This is a genomic window from Bianquea renquensis, from assembly GCF_014384895.1.
Lineage (GTDB): Bacteria > Bacillota > Clostridia > Lachnospirales > Bianqueaceae > Bianquea > Bianquea renquensis.
Map to the genome: position 1 here is coordinate 80845 of NZ_JACRSQ010000012.1, position 18719 is coordinate 99563.

The window sequence follows — 18719 nt, forward strand, 5'->3', positions numbered from 1 at the left end:
GGAGTGTTAACAATGGAAAAATCAGGTACGCAGCAGTATAATAACGCGAAAATATGGCAAATTGGACTTTTTTCATTAAATAACGCCGCGACGAATCTTGCACTGTTTTTGATGATGCAGTATTCCTACTTCACCCAAAACGTTCTAGGCCTGGTGGCGGTGGTCATTGGTCTGATTCTAACCTTTACCCGCGTATTCGACGGAATCACCGACCCCATCATGGGATTCATTGTGGATAAAACAAAGGGAAGATTCGGCCGCTTTCGCCCCTTCATGCTCGTGGGCAATATCGTCATCTGTCTCACTCTTTTGGCTATTTTTAATACGCCAACCCACTGGTCCTCGGGAGCGAAGTACGTGTATACCACAGCACTCTATTTTGTCTATGTTTTGGGATACACATGCCAAACCATCTGTACCAAGGCAGGACAAGCCGTACTGACCAACAATCCAAAACAGAGACCAATCTTTTCAGGGTTCGATGGGGTGTTGACCACGTTGATCAGCGCCTTAGTTCCACTGCTTTTAACCTCTATTCTGGCTGGAAAGTATTCCACCGGCGCGTTTGCGCCGGATAAGGGACTGATCAATCCGGCCATGTGGAAGGAAGCGGTGATCATCATCTGTGCGGTTTCGTTTGTCTTCACCATCCTAGCCATTATTGGAATCTGGAGGAAAGATCAGCCGGAATTCTACGCCAATGCCAGCGGAAGCCAGAAAGTTCGGTTTCGGGATTATTTGGATATTCTGTGCCACAACCGGCCGATTCAGATGCTGATCATCTCAGCGGCAACGGATAAGCTGGGACAGCTGCTGATGACAGGGGTTTCAACCTATATCTTTGCCAATCTCTTGCTCAATTCCAGCTTGCAGGGGACATTCTCCATGGTACAGATCATACCTTTGATCGCGGTATCCTTTGGCGGGGTTATGATTGCAAGAAAAATGGGCCTTAAGCGGACGTTTCTCATAGGCACCTGGGGATCTATGATTATGTTGGCCGTCATGTTTTTGGTGCGCCCCAATCCGTCTGCGCCCTGGCTCTTTCTGATCTGCTATTTGATTCAGAAGTGCGTCGCCAGCGTGGGAAATGCCAGCATCATCCCCATGATCGCAGACTGCACGGATTATGAAAATCTCCGGAGCGGGCGCTTTGTCCCCAGCATGATGGGAACCTTATTCTCATTTGTTGATAAGATGATCTCCTCTTTTTCATCGCTCATTCAGGGAATCGCGCTGGCCGCCGCCGGCGTTGGCAGCATCATCATAACGCCCAACGAACCGGTTGCCGGAAGTTTTAATACTTCGATCATGATCTGTTTCTGCATCGTACCGATTATCGGCCATGTTGCGACGGTCATCGCCATGCACTTCTATAAGTTGGATCACAAGAAAATGGAGGAAGTTCAACAGCAGCTGGCGGAGAGGAAAGCGATGAATGTAAAGGAAGCATAGAAAACCAAAACGTCTGGAGCGGTTCTCTGCTTGGCAGAAACCGTCCCAGACATTTTTTATCTAAAGGCCCCCTTTTTTATGAGCGCCAGATCAGCAGAGGTTGGGTTAAGTCCAACCCCCTCCGAACCTTAGCCTTGTTGGGCATATGCCCCATATAAAGGTCGGTAAAGCGAATTTCATCCTCCAACATGGAGCGAGCAGGCTCATCTAGCGAGGAAAACTGTCTGGCTAGATTCGTGATGACCGGAAGGGAAGCGCTTTGGCTGAGGCGGTGCAGCAATCCCTCCCGCTCCTTGCGAAAGCCTAATATACGAAGATAGGCTGGCCCTTCAGCGAAGGAAAGCTGCTGCCTTCGCTCTTGACTGATGTTCAACAGAATATTGAGGAGAATCCTCCGAATGCGAGCATAAGGGTAGCGCTTGCATGAAATGGCCGCCACCAATTCATCCAAATTCCATATGGTTTTCGCCTGCCTGAACAATCGATTTTCCAGGCCTTCCGCCATGTCAGCAATGCTGTGAAGTGTCTTAGGGGTATGCTGCGATAGCGCATAGTAAAAATCAGCCGACCAATCGGAAAAAAAGACGGGGCCCAGGCCTTGCGAAATGGCATCCTGGAGGGTGATGGCCGTCATGGGAGGCAGACAGGAGAGAATGTCCTCATTGCGGGCAAGGCCGAGGCGGATGGCCGAGGCCGAAGGCATGGAATGGTTCAAATCGGGATCGGAGTACCCTCCGGACATGCGCTGGACAGGAACGGGTTGGATGGGGGAGTGCAGGCGAAGGAGGGCCTTGTAGTATTCCATGGCCAGAATATTATTGGGATGCTCAATCAGAGATTGCCAGTTCACATTGGGATATTGTTGAGATAGGCAGTGGTGAAGCGCCCTTGCCCTAGCGGCGGCAAATCCAAAGCCCTGGGAGAGATACGTTTTGAGTGCACTGCGGTACGGTGCAGGCTCCTCATATAGGACGGCGGCGGCCGCTTGAAAGATATGGGAGCGATCCTCCTCGCAGCCGAAGCATAGAAAGTCGGTGATCCCTGTATGCTGGAGGAGAGACACAGCGCCGAAAGCGAAAAACTCTGCGCTGGCACAGGCATAGTAAGTCGGAAGTTCCAGTACCAGGGAGGCGCCGGCCTCCAAGGCCATGGACGTGCGGAGCCATTTATCCAGAATCGCCGGTTCACCCCGCTGGACATAATTTCCGCTCATGACACAGATAATATCGTCAGCGCCAGTTAAAAGACGGGTTTGCTCTATATGATATAGATGGCCCTTATGAAAGGGGTTATATTCACAGATAATGCCTGCGGCAGCCATACAAAACCATCCTTTCTTGATCCGATAGGAAAACCCGCCATGGGTGGACCTAGTTCTGTCTGTGGACCTGAACTTTTGATACTGTCTTTATTATACAAACCTTTTTATGTCAAGTCAATAAAAATAAGAAAAACTATAAAAATGGAAGAAAAATAAAGATAAACAGAGGATGAATGATTTAATCTGATATAATCGTTAAAAATCGGGTTTGATAACTGAAGCTAAAATGACTAAACTATACCGTAGAAATTAGCACTCGATGCAAGTGAGTGCTAACAAGATTGAAGTACCAAATCTATTATAGAGGAAATAAGGAGGTTCTTTTTCATGAAATTAATGCCTTTAGGAGACAAAGTTGTTGTTAAGCAGTTGGAAGCGATTGAGACGACGAAGTCCGGTATCGTGCTGGCTGGCAACGCGAAGGAAAAGCCCCAGGAAGCGGAGATCATCGCCGTAGGCCCCGGCGGAGTCGTCGATGGAAAAGAAATCAAGATGGAAGTTAAAGTCGGACAGAAGGTTATCTATTCCAAGTATTCCGGAACAGAAGTGAAGCTTGACGGCGAAGAGTATATCATCCTGAAACAGAGCGATATCCTGGCAATTGTAGAAGACTAATCGAGAAATCAAGGAGGAAATCAAGTCATGGCTAAGGAAATTAAATTTGGTGCAGAAGCAAGAGCTGCTCTTGAAAAAGGTGTCAATCAGCTAGCGGATACAGTTAAAGTAACATTGGGACCCAAGGGGCGCAATGTTGTATTGGACAAGAAATTCGGCACTCCCCTGATCACCAACGACGGCGTAACCATCGCAAAGGAAATCGAGCTGGACGATCCGTTTGAAAATATGGGAGCGCAGCTGGTCAAAGAAGTTGCCACAAAGACGAACGATGTCGCCGGTGATGGAACCACGACAGCGACCGTGTTGGCGCAGGCCATGATCCACGAGGGATCAAAGAACATCGCCGCCGGTGCAAACGCGATTATCCTGCGCAAAGGTATGCGCAAAGCGACAGAGAGCGCTGTGGAGGCGATCAAAGAGATCGGAATTCCCGTCAGCTCGAAGGAGCACATCGCACAGGTTGCGTCAATTTCCGCTGGGGATGAGGAAGTCGGAACGATGATCGCAGACGCCATGGAGAAAGTATCCAACGACGGCGTTATCACAGTGGAAGAGTCCAAAACCATGAACACCGAATTGGATCTTGTAGAAGGTATGCAGTTTGACAGAGGATATCTGTCCTCCTATATGGCAACCGATATGGATAAAATGGAAGCCAACCTTGACAATCCCTATATTTTGATCACCGATAAAAAGATCTCCAACATTCAGGATATTCTTCCTCTTCTGGAGCAGATCGTTCAGACGGGTTCTCGTCTGCTGATCATCGCAGAGGATGTAGAGGGAGAAGCCCTTGCCACGCTGGTTGTCAATAAGCTCCGCGGAACCTTTAACTGCGTTGCGGTCAAGGCTCCCGGATTTGGCGACAGAAGAAAGGCTATGCTGGAAGATATCGCCATCCTGACCGGTGGAACTGTCATCTCTGAGGAAGTGGGTCTGGATCTGAAGGAAGCATCTATGAGTATGCTTGGCCAGGCGAAGTCCGTTAAGGTTCAGAAGGAAAATACGGTTATCGTAGACGGCGCTGGCGACAAAGATCAGATTGCAGCCCGGATTGAGCAGATCAGAATGCAGATTGAAGAGACCACGTCGGATTTCGACCGCGAGAAGTTGCAGGAAAGACTTGCGAAGATGGCGGGTGGTGTAGCGGTTATCCGTGTCGGCGCTGCCACTGAGACAGAAATGAAAGAAAAGAAGCTCCGCATGGAAGACGCTCTGGCCGCAACCCGTGCCGCTGTTGAAGAAGGCATCGTGTGCGGTGGCGGAAGCGCATACATCCACGCAATCAAAGCCACGAAAGAGTTGGCCGAGACCTTGACTGGAGATGAAAAGACAGGTGCTATGATCATTGTGAAGTCTCTGGAAGCTCCTGTACGCCAGATTGCGTCCAACGCAGGTCTGGAAGGCTCTGTGGTTGTGAACAAACTGCTGGAGTCCCCCGCTGGTACCGGTTTCAATGCCCTGACAGAGGAATATGTCAATATGGTTGACATTGGTATCATCGACCCTGTGAAAGTAACCCGTACAGCGTTGCAGAATGCTACGTCTGTAGCGTCCACCCTGCTGACGACGGAATCCGTTGTGGCGGATAAGCCGGAGCCGGAAGCTCCCGCGCCGGCGGCAGGCGGTCCCGGAGCTGGAATGGGCATGATGTAAGTTAGAATCAATAAGACGGCGGTATGAGATTGTCTGGACAAGACGGTTTTGTACCGCCTTCGCTATATACGGGGCCGTTGAAGATTGAGGATAGATCGATGGGGCAACGGTCAGGCAAAAAAAAGGTGATGAAGAAGCGGAGGGCTTCCTCGTCACCGTTTTGCTTTTTCCATCGTCAGCTCAATTGCGCGCAGAAGGTAGGAGGCGGTATCTTGTGACTCGCTGGTTGTTGTGACAGCCTGAATATCTGTCCCCGATTCCAATTGCTTCCCTATGGAGCTGCATGTCGGCTCTACCAGAGGGTAGACAGATGAGATGCTTTCCGGGATCGCGTACTCGATGGATTGAATGCCATGGCTATCCATGACCATTTCCACGGTAAGCGCCTGAGATCCGAAGGAAACAGATGTCGTGTATACGCCGGGGTAATAGACCTCAGCTCCGTCGGAGCCCTTATTCCGACCTGTTAGAAAGAAAATCAGAACCAGCAGCAGCGCGATACCAGCCAGCGCTAACAGTGCGGCGTAGATAATCTGGTTCAGCTTGAGAGACACGATGCGCACAGACATGGGAGAACCCTCCTGTTCAAAGGAATGTGTTATAGTGTATATATATTGCCGCGCCTGGGAAAATATGCCGGAGTCCCGGAAAAAAGATGACAAGAGCAAGACATAGTGATATAATAATCGCGATAGGATGTGGTGGCGGCGGCGCGGGGGAATGCTGCCGGGCGCAAACCTGCGAAGCAATATCATGGACAAGGAGCCGACTTATGCGATTTCGATTTGTGGCCGGAGAGGCGAGAAGTGGAAAGACTTATGCTATACAGGAAGAGATCATCGCGCGTTCCATGGAGGATCCAGACCGCAAATTGATTTACATTGTGCCAGAACAGGCAACTCTACAAGTCCAGAGACAGCTGCTGGACAAGCATCCCCGCCACGGGATTCTCAATGTTGAAATCCTGAGTTTCAACCGCTTAGCACACCGGGTCTTCCAGGAGACGGGAGGGCCATCATGCGATATTCTGGATGATGTTGGGAAGAGCATGGTTCTCTACAAACTGGCCATGGATTGTCAAGAACAGCTGTCCTACTATCAGAACAGTATCCGGCAAAAAGGCTTTATCGGGCAGCTAAAGATCATGATCACAGAGATGATCCAGTATCGGATCCAGGTGGAGGACTTGGAGGCGGTGCGAAGCGGCTTGAGCCCGGACAGCGCATTGTATCACAAGCTAGGCGATATTATTGCCATCTGGAGACAGTTTGTGTCGTACACGGAAGCGCACACGGCGGCCTCTGAAAAGATACTTGACTTTTTGGCGGAGCGGATTGGTGAATCGGAATTTTTGAACCATGCGTCCCTCTATTTTGATGATTTCTATGGGTTTACGCCACAGCAATATACAGTGATCGCAGCCCTTCTGAGAAAAGTGGATGAGGTCTGGATGGCGTTGACCATGTCCAAGCGTGAATATATGGGGCTGACGCCTGGCATGTCTTGGCGAGACCTTGACAGCGGACTATTCTATGAAACGCTAAAAACCTATTTAAAGCTTGAGGAACAGTTGCGGACCGCCCATATTCCATATCGGATCCAGTGGTGCAGCCGAGATGAAGCAAATCCCATCCGGCATTTGGCCGGGCAACTTTTTCGGATTCCGCCGGCACCATGGCCAGAACCTGCAGACTGTATTACCCTTTACCAGGCCAGCACAGACGGGGATGAAGCGGATTGGATCTGCCGACAGATCCTGCATTTGGTGAGGGAAGAGGGGTATTCCTACGGGGATATCAGTGTAGTGGCGGGAGACTTGGAGGGCTGCCGTCATCTTTTGACGCGAAGATTGGAGCAGTATGGGATTCCAGCCTTTATCGATACAAAGGCGGATACGCAGGCCAATCCATTTATTCAGATGCTACAGTTCCTGTTTGGCATGGTGAACACAGGCTTTTCCTATGAGACCGTATTTGGCTTCTTCAAGACGGGTCTGACGCCGCTGTCCTTACAGGAGATTGACTACCTGGAGAATTGTGCCCTGGCACAGGGGTGGAGGGGATGGCCCAAATATAAAACAGAGTTAAGCGCGCTGCTGGAGACAGAGGACGGGGAAAGCAATTTTTTGAACGCCTTCATTTCGTTTGTGGAGGGAATGCGAGGGGCCGGACAGACAGTGGGGGAACGAGTGGAGAGACTATGGGTGTTTATGGAAGCCCTCTCCATGGAGACAATATTGGAAGAGCAGGCCGGCCGATTCCATGAACACGGCGCTTTTTTAAAGGAAATTGAATACAGACAGATCTACGAGCAGTTCCAGAAGATCTTACAGACACTTGACGCGGTGCTGGGAGACCGGACAGTCTCGGCCACCGACTTTGCCAATCTTCTGGAGGTGGGATTTGCACAGTGTCATATCGGTCTGCTTCCGCCAACCCTTGACCAGCTGTTAGTGGGGGATGTGAGCCGGTCCCGATTTCCCGAAGTGAAGGTTCTGTTTATCGCAGGCTTCACTGATAATAATTTTCCGAAGATGCAGGAAGAAAATGGTCTGCTGACACAGGAAGAAAGAGCGCAGGCCGAGCATATGATCGAAATGGTTCCCACTATGCAGAACAGAGTCTTCGAGCAGCAGTTCCTCCTGTATACGTTGATGGCCAAGCCGTCAGACAGGCTGTACATAAGCTATGGACAGAGTGATTCCGCGGGAAAAAGCAGAAGACCCTCGGCTCTATGGACACGGATAGGCAAGATTTTTCCACACGGATTGGGTAGCACAAGCGAAGAGTCAGACGTGACACTGCCAGAGCCATATTTGGCAAAGGGGGAGTGGATGACTCATAACGCGAAGGGCGCGGCGGCGCGGCGGTGGTATCGGCGGCACGGATTCCAGGAGCGGCTCCGAAAGCTTCGATGTGCCCCCCTTGAGAAGACGCCGCAGGAGCATCTTGAGCAGGAGGAGATGCGGGCATTGTTGGATATGGGAAACCGGATGTTCAGCATCACGCAGATGGAACGGTACGCCCGGTGCCCTTTCTCCTACTATCTGCGCTACGGCTTGACGCTCAAGGAGAGGCCGATTTTGCAAGTTCGGCCGCTGGATGACGGAAATGTACTCCATGAAATCTTGGAGGAAGCAGGGGAGTGGTTCGCCAAACTGTGGGATCAGGGGGCGACTCCGGAATCTTCGGCGGACATGGTAGAGGATCTGATTGCCAAACGTGAGGCGGAATACGGGGCCTATCAGAGTAGCAGCCGGTACCGGTATTATTGGAGTAAGCTCAAGCGCACGGCCCAGCGGGCCGTCCATATCATGCAGGAACAGCTGAAGGCGGGGAAGTTTCAGCCCAAATTTTTTGAATGGACCTTTGGCGCAGGGAGTGGGAGGAGCGCACGGCCTGTAGAGATTCCGCTGGACACAGGGGAGACACTGAGGCTACAGGGAAAAATCGACAGGGTGGATATTTTGCAGGAGGAAGAGAAATGCTATGTTCGCGTGATCGATTATAAATCGGGGAACACGAAGTTTGCGGAATCGGATATTTACGCGGGAATCGGACTCCAGCTGCCTGTCTATCTGGAGGCGGCTCAGGAGGCTGTAGAACAGAGCACCGGCAAGGAAGCAGTTCCAGCAGGCATATTTTATTTCCATCTTACGCCGGAGTATGTCAAAGGGCAGGAGATCAAAACGCCGCAGGAGCTGGCCGACGCGATCCTGAAAACGGGTCGCCTGGAGGGGCTCCTGTTGGAAGACCCCGCGCTTGCCCAGAAGATGGATGGGGATATCGCCGCATCTTCCAAAATTCTTCCAGTGCGCCTGAAAGCGGACGGAAGCTTCTATAAAGATGCGCCAGTGGCGAGTCAAGAAGAATTTCATATTCTGGAGGAATTTGTCCGGAAAAAGCTAAAGACCATGGGCGAGTCCATCGCCAGTGGAAATATAGAGGTGAGTCCTCTGAGGCAATCCAACAGAGAACAAACCGCCTGTGAGTATTGTGAATATAAAGGGGTCTGCCGATTTGAGCCAAAGTCTTCGCCTGATCGATACAGGCCCTTGGAAGCGGTTACGAGAGAGGAGTTCTGGGAACGGATCAAAAGGGAGGTCACATAATGGAATCACTGCGGGAACAGCAGGAAGAGCTGGAAGAGAGAATCTTGTCCCCCTATGCGGCGAAAAGCGCTGAAAGTCGTGGCAGGGATCGGAAGGAAGAGCCCTGTGAGATACGGACGGTCTATCAGCGGGACCGCGACCGCATATTGCACTGTAAAGCGTTTCGAAGGATGAAGGATAAGACGCAGGTTTTTATCAAACCGGAGGGAGATCACTACCGTACACGGCTGACGCACACGCTGGAAGTTGCGCAGATTGCCAGGACCATAGGGCGCGCCCTTCGGCTGAATGAAGATTTGGTGGAGGCAATCGCTCTCGGGCACGATCTCGGACATACGCCTTTTGGCCACAGCGGGGAGCGGGTTTTGAATCGGTTGTCCGCGAAAGGGTTTACCCATTATGAGCAGGGGATACGGACGGTGGAAGTGCTGGAGAAAAAAGGAAAGGGGTTAAATCTCACGTGGGAGGTTCGCGACGGAATCGTGAACCATTCTATGCAGCGAACTCCCGCGACTCTGGAAGGGCGCGTCGTAAGGCTTGCGGACAAGATCGCCTACATCAATCACGACATTGACGACGCTCTCAGGGGACATGTGATCACAGAAGAAGATCTGCCCAGTGAATATTTGGACGTGTTGGGGCATAGTTTTAAAGAGCGGATTAATACCATGATCCGGGACGTTATCTTTAGCAGTCTAGATCAGGATGACATCCGGATGTCACCGAGATTGATGGATGCCATGATGGCAGTTCGGGAGTATATGTTTTGCAGCGTCTACATCGGGTCAGAAGCGAAAAAAGAAGAAAAAAAGGCGGAGTTCATGATCGAGCAGCTATACAGAAAATTTATGGAGGATCCCTGTCGAATGCCGGAAGAATATGCCGCACGGGTCAGCGCGGAGGAGAAGGAAACTGTCATATGCGACTATATTGCCGGAATGTCGGATACCTACGCAATTCGGCTGTATGAACAGCTCTTTGTGCCGAAGGGCTGGGATATTTTCTGAAAATTTTCTTGAAAAAAAGGAATTTCGTTCTATTTGTCGAATAAAATACAAGGATACCAGTATTGAGGAGTGCCAAAGGGGAAAGGGGGCGTCAAGGTGTATTATCCGGAAGAGCTGATTCAGGAGATTCGGGAGCGAAACGATATCGTCGGCGTTATTTCCGAGTATGTGACCTTGACGAGAAAGGGGCATAATTATTTTGGCGTATGTCCATTTCACAATGAGAAGACGCCCTCCTTTTCCGTCAACGCTCAGGAGCAGTATTACCATTGTTTTGGGTGCGGCGCGGGAGGCAACGTCTATACGTTTCTCATGCAGATTGACAACATGAATTTCGTGGAGGCGGTCAAAGCGCTGGCGGACCGTGCCCACATGGATCTGCCGGAGGCGGAACTCTCCCCCCAGGAGAAAAAGAGGCTGATGCGGAGGAACCGGCTGTTGGAGATCACGACGGAGGCGGCGCGGTATTTTTATTATCAGCTGACGCGGACGGAGCAGGGCAAGCACGCTCTGGGATATCTGGACTCGCGGAAAGTCACAGAAGAATTTCGAAGACGCTTCGGCCTGGGTTATGCGCCCATCAGCAGAGACGGGCTCTACCGGTTCCTGCAGAGCAAAGGCTATGGTGACGACGAGATCCGGGGAGCGGGGCTGAGTAATGGCGGCGGTGAGAAGGTGTATGACCGTTTTTTTAACCGGCTGATGTTTCCCATTTTTGATGCGCAGGGGAGAGCGATTGCTTTTGGCGGACGGGTGATGGGAAGTGGAGAGCCGAAGTACCTGAACTCACCGGAGACGGAGATATTTAACAAGCGGAAGAATCTATACGGGATGCAGATTGCCAAGAAGAGCCGGCGGGGAAAGATACTCGTCGTCGAGGGATATATGGATGTCCTGTCCCTCCATCAGGCTGGATTCGATAACGCCGTTGCGTCCCTCGGGACGGCCTTGACCAAGGAACAGGCGCTCCTGATGAAAAAATATGTGTCGGATGTGGTTTTGATCTATGACAGCGATCAGGCGGGGACGAAGGCGGCGCAGAGGGCGATTCCCATACTGGAGGACACGGGCCTGTATGTCAAGGTTCTCCGCATACCCGGGTACAAAGATCCGGACGAGTTTATTAAAAATAAGAGCCGGGAAGAGTTTGAGGCGCTGATCCAGGAGGCGCTGGATCCCATCGACTTCGAGATGGTAGTCTTAAACAGCCAGACAGGCGCTGACACGGTGGAGGGCAAGGTCAAAACCTTGAAGGCTCTTGCACAGAGATTATCGGAGATTTCGAACCCTCTGGAGCGGGAGCTTCACATTCGGGATGTGGCGCAGAAAATGCAGGTCGATGAACAGTCGCTCAAGAGGGAAGTCGATGAAATCCAGCGGATGAGCGGTCTTCTAGAGCGCAGAGCGCCCGTGAATGCGGACAGGCGGCAGGAGAGGGAGGATGGGCTTGTAAAGGCGCAGAAGCTTGTGCTGGCAGTCCTTCTGCATCGTCCGGCACTGTATTCGACGCTCAAAGAGTACATAAGCCCCACAGATTTTCCGCTCAGAGAGCCGCCTACAAAAGATTTTCCCGATGGAAAGGATAATATATACAGAATTGTCGCAGACTATATCTTTGCAAAAGCGATGCAGGGAGAAACGCCCAGGTTGGCGGATGTGATCAGTCAGGTGGAGGAAGCGGCGGATCAGGAGAAAATTACGGCGCTGTCCGAGTATGAGATTCCATCCGATACGGCGGATTTAGAGAAACTGATGACGGAGACGATTCGGACCATTCGTCTGAACAGCCTGGAGGACGAGGTCCGGTCCAACGATGATTTACAGAAATTGCAGGAGATCATTAATCAAAAACGCGCGCTGCAAGCGCTGCGGATTGAAATCCTACCCTAGCGGCCCTAGCGCCATGGCGGATAGAAAAGATACTGCCTCGAAAGGATGAGAAAAATGCAGCAAGGAGATGCTCAGAAGTTCCGTGAGAAATTGAAAATGCTCCTGGAAACGGCAAAGAAGAAAAAGAATGTGCTGGAATACAGTGAGATTATGGATGCATTTCAGGACATGAACTTGAGCACCGATACAATCGAAAAGGTCTACGATTACTTTGAGAATCACAACATCGATATCATAGGATTTATTGATGAGGCGCCGGAGGAGGAAGAACTCGATCTGACGCTGCCGGAGGGGATCAGTATCGACGACCCTGTCCGGATGTATCTCAAGGAGATTGGAAAGGTTCCGCTGCTGTCCGCGGACGAGGAGATCGACCTGGCGAAGCGGATGGAGGAGGGCGATGTCACGGCAAAACAGCGCCTTGCCGAAGCGAACCTGCGCCTGGTCGTCAGCATAGCGAAGCGCTATGTAGGCCGTGGTATGCTGTTTTTGGATCTCATCCAGGAGGGCAATTTGGGTCTGATCAAGGCGGTGGAGAAGTTCGATTACCGTAAGGGCTACAAGTTTAGCACCTACGCGACGTGGTGGATACGGCAGGCGATCACCAGAGCCATCGCGGACCAAGCCCGCACCATTCGAATTCCCGTCCATATGGTGGAGACCATCAATAAGTTGATTCGAGTCTCCCGCCAGCTTCTGCAGGAGCTGGGACGGGATCCGACGCCTGAGGAGATCGCGGAGGAACTGGACATGCCTGTTGGGAAGGTGCGCGAGATTCTCAAGATTGCTCAGGAGCCGGTTTCCCTTGAGACCCCTATCGGGGAGGAGGAGGACAGCCATCTGGGGGATTTTATTCCCGACACAGAAATGATGATTCCCGCCGATGCGGCGGCCTTCACCTTGCTGAAAGAGCAGCTGTTGGATGTTTTGGGAACGCTTACGGAGCGGGAACAGAAGGTATTGCGGCTGCGATTTGGCCTGGATGATGGGAGGGCGCGGACACTGGAAGAGGTGGGGAAGGAGTTCAACGTCACGAGGGAGCGCATCCGGCAGATCGAGGCCAAGGCTCTTCGAAAACTCCGCCATCCCAGCCGGAGCAAAAAGTTAAAGGATTATCTGGAATAATCATAAGCAGCGGGATGCAAATCCCGCTTTTTCATCCTATAGGAAAGCCCACCGCAAGGTGGGCCTAGATCTAAAGTTCGCGAAGCGAATCAGGCAGGTGAATGAAGCAGATGGAGCTGACGGCGAGGCTGAAACAGATTGCGGATATGGTGCCGCAGGGGTTCTCAGTGGCGGATATCGGCACGGATCACGGATATCTCCCGATTTATTTGGTTGTAAAGGGGATCAGTCCCTGTGTGCTGGCGTGCGACCTTCGACCGGGACCGTTGGAGAGGGCGAAAGCCCATGTGCGGGAGTATGGCCTGGAAGAACAAATTCGTTGCAGACTGTCCGACGGACTGGAGGGCGTGATGTCGGGCGAAGCCAGTGTCGTGGTCATGGCTGGCATAGGGGGTCATCTATGTTCAGACCTGCTATTGCAAGAGTCACAGCGGGAAAAAAATATCTTGCCCACCCTGAAGGCGCTGCTGCTTCAGCCCCAGTCAGATTTGGCGGTGGTGCGGCATACGGTACATGGCGTGGGCTTTGGGATTGAGAAGGAAGCGATGCTCGAGGACAGGGGGAAGCGGTATACGGTCCTGTTTTGCCGTCCGGGGAATGAGGCGTATGCCCACGAGCTTGAGTACCAGTATGGCAAGAAATTGATCGAGGCAAAGGACCCAATTTTGCAGCAGGAGCTGCTGGAGCGGCGAAGAACTGTTGAGGGACTCCTGGAGCAGATCCGCCAGGGTGAAAAATGCGGCAGTGCAGCGTGTGCTGCCCGGTGTGGGGAATTAGAGCAGGAGAGGCAGGAAATCGAGGAGGTGCTGCGGCGATGGACATAACGGTTTCGCAGATTTGTCGATGGATGGAGGAGTGGGCAGATCCGACTATGGCGGAGAGCTACGATAACGTCGGGCTTCTCATAGGCCGGTGCGACCGCAAAGTTAAGACTCTCGTTACGGCGCTGGACGCCACGGAGGCGGTTATCGCCTATGCGATTGAGAAAGACGCGCAGATGATCGTCACGCATCATCCCATGCCGTTCCGGCCGGTTCGCCGGATAACGGATGAGAGCCGGGATGGCGGAAGGATTCTTTCCCTGGCGGAGCATCAGATTGCACTGTACGCGGCGCACACCAACCTGGACTGCGCTATCGGTGGCACCAACGACATGGTGGCTAGGCGGCTGGGGCTTCTGGGAGTTCACCCTCTTGTGCCAAAGCCAGAATTTGGCCAAGGGGCCGGTATGGGGCGGATCGGCACATTGCCGGAAGCCGTGAAGTTAGAGACCTTTCTTGATCATGTGAAGCGGACGCTAGCCATTCCCTATGTCCGGGTGGTTTCAGGGACGATTGACAGGGCAGTTCTGCGCGTGGCACTGTGCACGGGTTCCGGGATGGAGTTTGTGCAGAATGCGTATGAGCAAAAGGCGGATGTATATTTGACAGGCGATATCACATATCATGGTGCAGAGGAAGCATTAACCATGGATATGGTCTTAGTGGACGGGGGACATTATGGAACAGAGCAGATAGCCGCAGAAGAGATCCGCGAGTATCTCATGGGCAAAACATCGGATTTGAAAGTCATCCGGTATCCATCTGGACAGGATGTCTTCCAGATTTGCTAGGAAAGGAGAGGCGCAATGAAACAAATCCATGTACAACTGGGACAGGAGGAGATCCTTTGCCAATCGGGGATATCCCTTTTGGAACTGAGCCGTGAAAGGCAGAGGCCAGGGGCGTCTCCCATCATGATGGCGAAGGTCAATGGCAAACTGCGGGAACTCCCCTTTCAACTGGATGAGGATTGTTCGGTGGAATTTCTTGACATGGAGCATCCGGACGGTTACCGGGTGTACCGGCGCACAGTCTACTATCTGTTTATTCGCAGTGCCCATGAGGTGCTAGGCCGGCAGATTCAGATTAAGATCCGGCATTCCATCGGCCATGGCAGCTATTGTGAGATCTGGCGGCGCAAAGAGGAGGAGCAGGCGGACTGTCAACCGTGGATTACAGAGAAGGAAGTGGCGGATATTCGATCCCGCATGTGGGAGATCGTCCACAACAATGAGCCCATCATCAAGAAGGTGTATCCGCTGGAGGAAGCCATGGACCTGTTTGAAGAGGCGGGCATGGACGCGAAGGCAAGGCTGTTTCGGTATCGCCGGTTTTCCACGGTAAACCTGTATGAGTTTGGAGAAGAGAAGGATTATTTCTATGGCTTTATGCTTCCTGAAAGCGGATCCATTCAATTTTTTGACTTGATCCCGTATAAGGAAGGGGTTATTTTGTTGATGCCGGAAAAGGAATCTCCTCACCGGGTTCCGGCCTTTGCGCCAAGTGAAAAGCTGTTTCAGGTCTTCCAGCAATCCAAGGCGTGGAGCCGGATCCTGGAGGTTGAGGACGTAGGGGCATTAAACGATTCCATTGCAAAGGGGACAATCCAGGAACTGATTCACGTCTCCGAGGCGCTTCACGCCAAGCGAATCGCCAATATCGCGGAGGAAATCAAACGCCGGTCCAATAGGATCAAGCTTGTGCTCATTGCAGGTCCCTCCTCCTCCGGGAAAACGACCTTCGCCAGGAAACTTTCCATCCAGCTGCGAGCGGAAGGGATGCGGCCTCACATGATTTCAGTGGATAATTATTTTGTCGATCGGGATAAAACGCCCCTGGATCAATATGGAAAACCAGACTTTGAATCTCTGGAGGCCATCGATACAGCGCAGTTTAATGAGGACATTGTAAGGCTGATGAAGGGTGAGACCGTCGGGATCCCATACTATAATTTTAAGACGGGCAAGCGCGACGATCGGAGCAATGTATTTTCCATGGGGCCGCGGGACATCCTGGTGGTGGAGGGCATTCATGGGCTGAATGAAAAATTATCCGAGATGATCCCGCGGGATTCTAAGTTTAAGATCTATATCAGTGCGCTGACGCTGATCAATATCGACGATCACAACCGCATCCCCACAACAGACGGACGGCTGTTGCGGAGGATGGTGCGCGACAACCTGTACCGCGGCGCCTCAGCCGCCACGACAATTTCCATGTGGCCGTCGGTCCGCAGAGGGGAGGAGTCCAATATTTTCCCCTTTCAGGAGGAAGCGGATGTGATGTTCAATTCTGCACACATCTATGAGCTGGCGGTCCTGAAACAATATGCAGAGCCTTTGTTATTTGATATTGGACGCTATGAGCCAGAATACGGGGAGGCTAGGCGGCTAATCAAATTTCTCGATTATTTTCTCGGTGTCAGCTCCGAGATGGTGCCGAACAATTCCATCATCCGAGAGTTCATCGGAGGAAGCGTGTACGAAATCTAGATGAATCTGCCATGGTTTGAAAGGGTATAAAACAATTGCGTGAGGTGGGCAAATGGATAAAAATATAGACAAGACGCTGGAAGAAGAGTCACTTTTTTTAAAAGAGATTCAGGAACAGATTGGCGCCGAGATTGAAGGAAAATTGAGGGAGCTCAGCGATTTGAAGCAGGAAATCGTGGATTATCGAAAGTTCCTGTTTGAAGAGATACCGCAAAAACAGCATTTTATGATGGATCAGGACAGTCCAGTGCGGGAGGCACACTATACGGCTACCTACCAGCGAATCGGTGAACTCAGCAAAATGTACTATGCGCCGTATTTTGGTCTCATCCGTTTTCGCGATCCGGAGGAAGAGGACGAGGAGGCAGACGCATACTATATTGGGAAACACGGGTTAACGCGGGATAGTGAGCCAGTGATCCTGGACTGGAGAACACCCGCCGCATCGCTATTCTATCAGCAGAGGGTGGGCGTCCTGACCTATAAGGCGCCGTCGGGGCCGTTAACGGTGGATCTCTTGCAGAGGCGGCAGTATGTGATCAAAAATGGCGAGCTTAAAGGAATGTTTGATTCAGATATCGATATCAAAGACGACATTCTACAGATGGTTTTATCTGGAAGCAGTGGCAGCCGGCTTAAGGAAATTATCGCAACGATTCAGCGAGAGCAGGACGACATCATCCGGGAACCTCTGGAGACGAACATTATTCTCAATGGAGTGGCGGGCAGCGGCAAGACGACCATTGTTCTCCACCGCATCGCATACTTGCTCTACAATTACCGCTCAAAATTGCAGGACAATGTCCTCGTCATTGGCCCCAATCAGATCTTTATGGAATATATATCCGACGTTCTCCCGGATCTCGGGGAGCGGGAAGGAACGTTTCAGAAGACGATCAAGGGGCTTGCAAGGGAACTGATCCGGCCGAAGCGCCCGGTACTTAAAACAAGAGATTACTATGAGCGGATTTTGAGCCAGCGAGATCCAGCATTTTTAAAGGAGATCGATCGCAAGTCATCCCTTGCCTTTAAAAAGGAATTGGATACATGGTATAAGCAGCTGGAAACGCGTCAGCTCGCTGTGGAGCCCATCTGCTTCCAAGAGCATGAGCTTATGAGTGCAGAGGAGCGCAACCAACTCTTCACAAAACAGTATGCAAAGTTACCCTATCTCCGGCGATGTGAAAAGATTAAACGCCTGATCCGGCATCGGGTAAAAGAACTCCGCAATAAAACTGTCCGCTCCCTGGATAAGGCCTATCGCTTTCAGATTGCCAAGGCGAAAAAAGAGGCAGATTTTTATCGGGCCAATGATCTGGAATTTGAACGTCTGGATGTGCTGCGCAAGTATTTGAAGGAAGTGTATCACTTCTATGTCTGGCTGCGGGATCTATATACAATTCCGGATTTGGAAGACTGGTATGGCGAGATGGTGGGAAAAGGACCGGAGGACGAGTGGACGGAAGATGATCTCTGCGCTTTATTATATCTGATGTGCAAGCTGGAGGGAAAGGGCGCCTATCCCATTCGCCATCTCGTCATCGATGAGGCGCAGGATATGAGCGCGCTAGGTTTTTTGGCGGTCAAGCAGCTTACTGCCATGGATACCTTCACAGTGGTGGGAGATGTGCGGCAAAAGATCAAAGGCACCACCCATCACAGCATGATGGATGTGTGGGGGAAGGTTCTCTCCAGCGCCGAGCAGAAGCAGGTGCGGTATTATGAATTGCATCGAAGCTATCGGAGCACGAAGGAGATCATGGACTATGCCAGGGGGATTCTGGGCATCCAGGGGCAGGATCAGATTCAAGCCATCGATCGGAGCGGAAAGCCTGTGGATTTCTGGGAGGTCTCCTGTGAGGAGTCCCTTGTCCAGAAAATATCCAGTGCCCTCCAGGATATGGAGCAGAGCGGCTGTGAGCGGCGGGCGATCCTGTGCCGGACCTTGGAGGAAGCGGAGCGGATTGCAGCGATCCTGAGGGGACAAGTGGAAGTCTCCATAATTCGACAGGAGGAAGATGCCATATGCGAAGGTGTCGTTGTCCTGCCGGTATACTTTGCAAAAGGGCTAGAGTTTGATGGAGCCGTTGCGGTGGAATTAAAGGGAGTGCCGGAGAATTCACTGTTGACGTATATAATGTGTACGAGAGCACTGCATCAGTTGGCGCACATTCGAGAGATCGGGGCGCAGTAGGCGCAGTCGAGAGACAAATGCGGAATATG

The 18719-nt window shown here is 51.7% G+C and carries 13 protein-coding genes; 11 read left to right on the forward strand and 2 right to left on the reverse strand.

What is annotated here, in order from left to right:
• Positions 1-12 precede the first annotated feature (12 nt).
• Complete coding sequence (locus H8730_RS09465) at positions 13-1455, forward strand: MFS transporter (RefSeq protein WP_177715629.1); 1443 nt, start codon at positions 13-15, stop codon at positions 1453-1455.
• 76 nt (positions 1456-1531) lie between these two features.
• Here the strand turns inward: H8730_RS09465 and H8730_RS09470 are convergent, their stop codons facing one another.
• Positions 1532-2776 carry a nucleotidyltransferase gene (locus tag H8730_RS09470; protein WP_177715632.1) on the reverse strand — a complete coding sequence of 415 codons (1245 nt, stop codon included), beginning with the start codon at positions 2774-2776 and terminating at the stop codon, positions 1532-1534.
• A gap of 327 nt (positions 2777-3103) precedes the next feature.
• On the opposite strand from H8730_RS09470, the gene groES reads away from it, so the two are divergent.
• Both groES and groL read left to right on the forward strand, forming a co-directional pair.
• A complete protein-coding gene (gene groES / locus H8730_RS09475; protein WP_177715633.1) occupies positions 3104-3391 on the forward strand; it encodes a co-chaperone GroES in 288 nt (95 codons plus the stop codon).
• Positions 3392-3418: 27 nt separating this feature from the next.
• Positions 3419-5050, forward strand: a complete 1632-nt coding sequence (gene groL, locus H8730_RS09480) for a chaperonin GroEL (RefSeq protein WP_177715635.1) — start codon at positions 3419-3421, stop codon at positions 5048-5050.
• Between the two features lie 152 nt (positions 5051-5202).
• Here the strand turns inward: groL and H8730_RS09485 are convergent, their stop codons facing one another.
• Positions 5203-5619, reverse strand: coding sequence for a hypothetical protein (locus H8730_RS09485; RefSeq protein ID WP_177715637.1), 417 nt, complete (start codon positions 5617-5619; stop codon positions 5203-5205).
• Positions 5620-5822: 203 nt separating this feature from the next.
• Here H8730_RS09485 and H8730_RS09490 point away from each other — a divergent pair, with 203 nt between their 5' ends.
• The 8 genes from H8730_RS09490 to H8730_RS09525 all read left to right on the forward strand — a co-directional run bounded on the left by H8730_RS09490 (position 5823) and on the right by H8730_RS09525 (position 18690).
• Positions 5823-9161 (forward strand): PD-(D/E)XK nuclease family protein, encoded by a 3339-nt coding sequence (locus tag H8730_RS09490; RefSeq protein ID WP_177715639.1) that lies wholly within the window; start codon positions 5823-5825, stop codon positions 9159-9161.
• Positions 9161-10168: a deoxyguanosinetriphosphate triphosphohydrolase gene (locus tag H8730_RS09495; protein WP_177715641.1), complete on the forward strand. Its 1008-nt coding sequence runs from the start codon at positions 9161-9163 to the stop codon at positions 10166-10168. The genes H8730_RS09490 and H8730_RS09495 overlap by 1 nt, the downstream gene beginning before the upstream one ends.
• 96 nt (positions 10169-10264) lie before the next feature.
• Complete coding sequence (dnaG, locus tag H8730_RS09500; protein WP_177715643.1) at positions 10265-12058, forward strand: DNA primase; 1794 nt, start codon at positions 10265-10267, stop codon at positions 12056-12058.
• 54 nt (positions 12059-12112) lie between these two features.
• The gene (gene rpoD / locus H8730_RS09505) at positions 12113-13183 is read left to right on the forward strand and encodes an RNA polymerase sigma factor RpoD (protein WP_177715645.1); all 1071 of its coding nucleotides are present in this window, start codon (positions 12113-12115) and stop codon (positions 13181-13183) included.
• Positions 13184-13284: 101 nt separating this feature from the next.
• Positions 13285-14007 (forward strand): tRNA (adenine(22)-N(1))-methyltransferase, encoded by a 723-nt coding sequence (locus H8730_RS09510; RefSeq protein ID WP_177720106.1) that lies wholly within the window; start codon positions 13285-13287, stop codon positions 14005-14007.
• Positions 13998-14795: a Nif3-like dinuclear metal center hexameric protein gene (locus H8730_RS09515; RefSeq protein ID WP_177720105.1), complete on the forward strand. Its 798-nt coding sequence runs from the start codon at positions 13998-14000 to the stop codon at positions 14793-14795. Before H8730_RS09510 ends, H8730_RS09515 begins: the two co-directional genes overlap by 10 nt.
• A gap of 15 nt (positions 14796-14810) precedes the next feature.
• Complete coding sequence (locus H8730_RS09520) at positions 14811-16496, forward strand: uridine kinase family protein (protein WP_177720104.1); 1686 nt, start codon at positions 14811-14813, stop codon at positions 16494-16496.
• Between the two features lie 52 nt (positions 16497-16548).
• Positions 16549-18690, forward strand: coding sequence for a HelD family protein (locus H8730_RS09525; RefSeq protein ID WP_177720103.1), 2142 nt, complete (start codon positions 16549-16551; stop codon positions 18688-18690).
• The last annotated feature ends 29 nt before the right edge of the window (positions 18691-18719 follow it).

Coding starts and splice junctions, on each gene's coding strand:
- H8730_RS09465 (WP_177715629.1), top strand. CDS start 13: ATGGAAAAATCAGGTACGCAGCAGTATAATAACGCGAAAATATGGCAA.
- H8730_RS09470 (WP_177715632.1), bottom strand. CDS start 2,776: ATGGCTGCCGCAGGCATTATCTGTGAATATAACCCCTTTCATAAGGGC.
- groES (WP_177715633.1), top strand. CDS start 3,104: ATGAAATTAATGCCTTTAGGAGACAAAGTTGTTGTTAAGCAGTTGGAA.
- groL (WP_177715635.1), top strand. CDS start 3,419: ATGGCTAAGGAAATTAAATTTGGTGCAGAAGCAAGAGCTGCTCTTGAA.
- H8730_RS09485 (WP_177715637.1), bottom strand. CDS start 5,619: ATGTCTGTGCGCATCGTGTCTCTCAAGCTGAACCAGATTATCTACGCC.
- H8730_RS09490 (WP_177715639.1), top strand. CDS start 5,823: ATGCGATTTCGATTTGTGGCCGGAGAGGCGAGAAGTGGAAAGACTTAT.
- H8730_RS09495 (WP_177715641.1), top strand. CDS start 9,161: ATGGAATCACTGCGGGAACAGCAGGAAGAGCTGGAAGAGAGAATCTTG.
- rpoD (WP_177715645.1), top strand. CDS start 12,113: ATGCAGCAAGGAGATGCTCAGAAGTTCCGTGAGAAATTGAAAATGCTC.
- H8730_RS09510 (WP_177720106.1), top strand. CDS start 13,285: ATGAAGCAGATGGAGCTGACGGCGAGGCTGAAACAGATTGCGGATATG.
- H8730_RS09515 (WP_177720105.1), top strand. CDS start 13,998: ATGGACATAACGGTTTCGCAGATTTGTCGATGGATGGAGGAGTGGGCA.
- H8730_RS09520 (WP_177720104.1), top strand. CDS start 14,811: ATGAAACAAATCCATGTACAACTGGGACAGGAGGAGATCCTTTGCCAA.
- H8730_RS09525 (WP_177720103.1), top strand. CDS start 16,549: ATGGATAAAAATATAGACAAGACGCTGGAAGAAGAGTCACTTTTTTTA.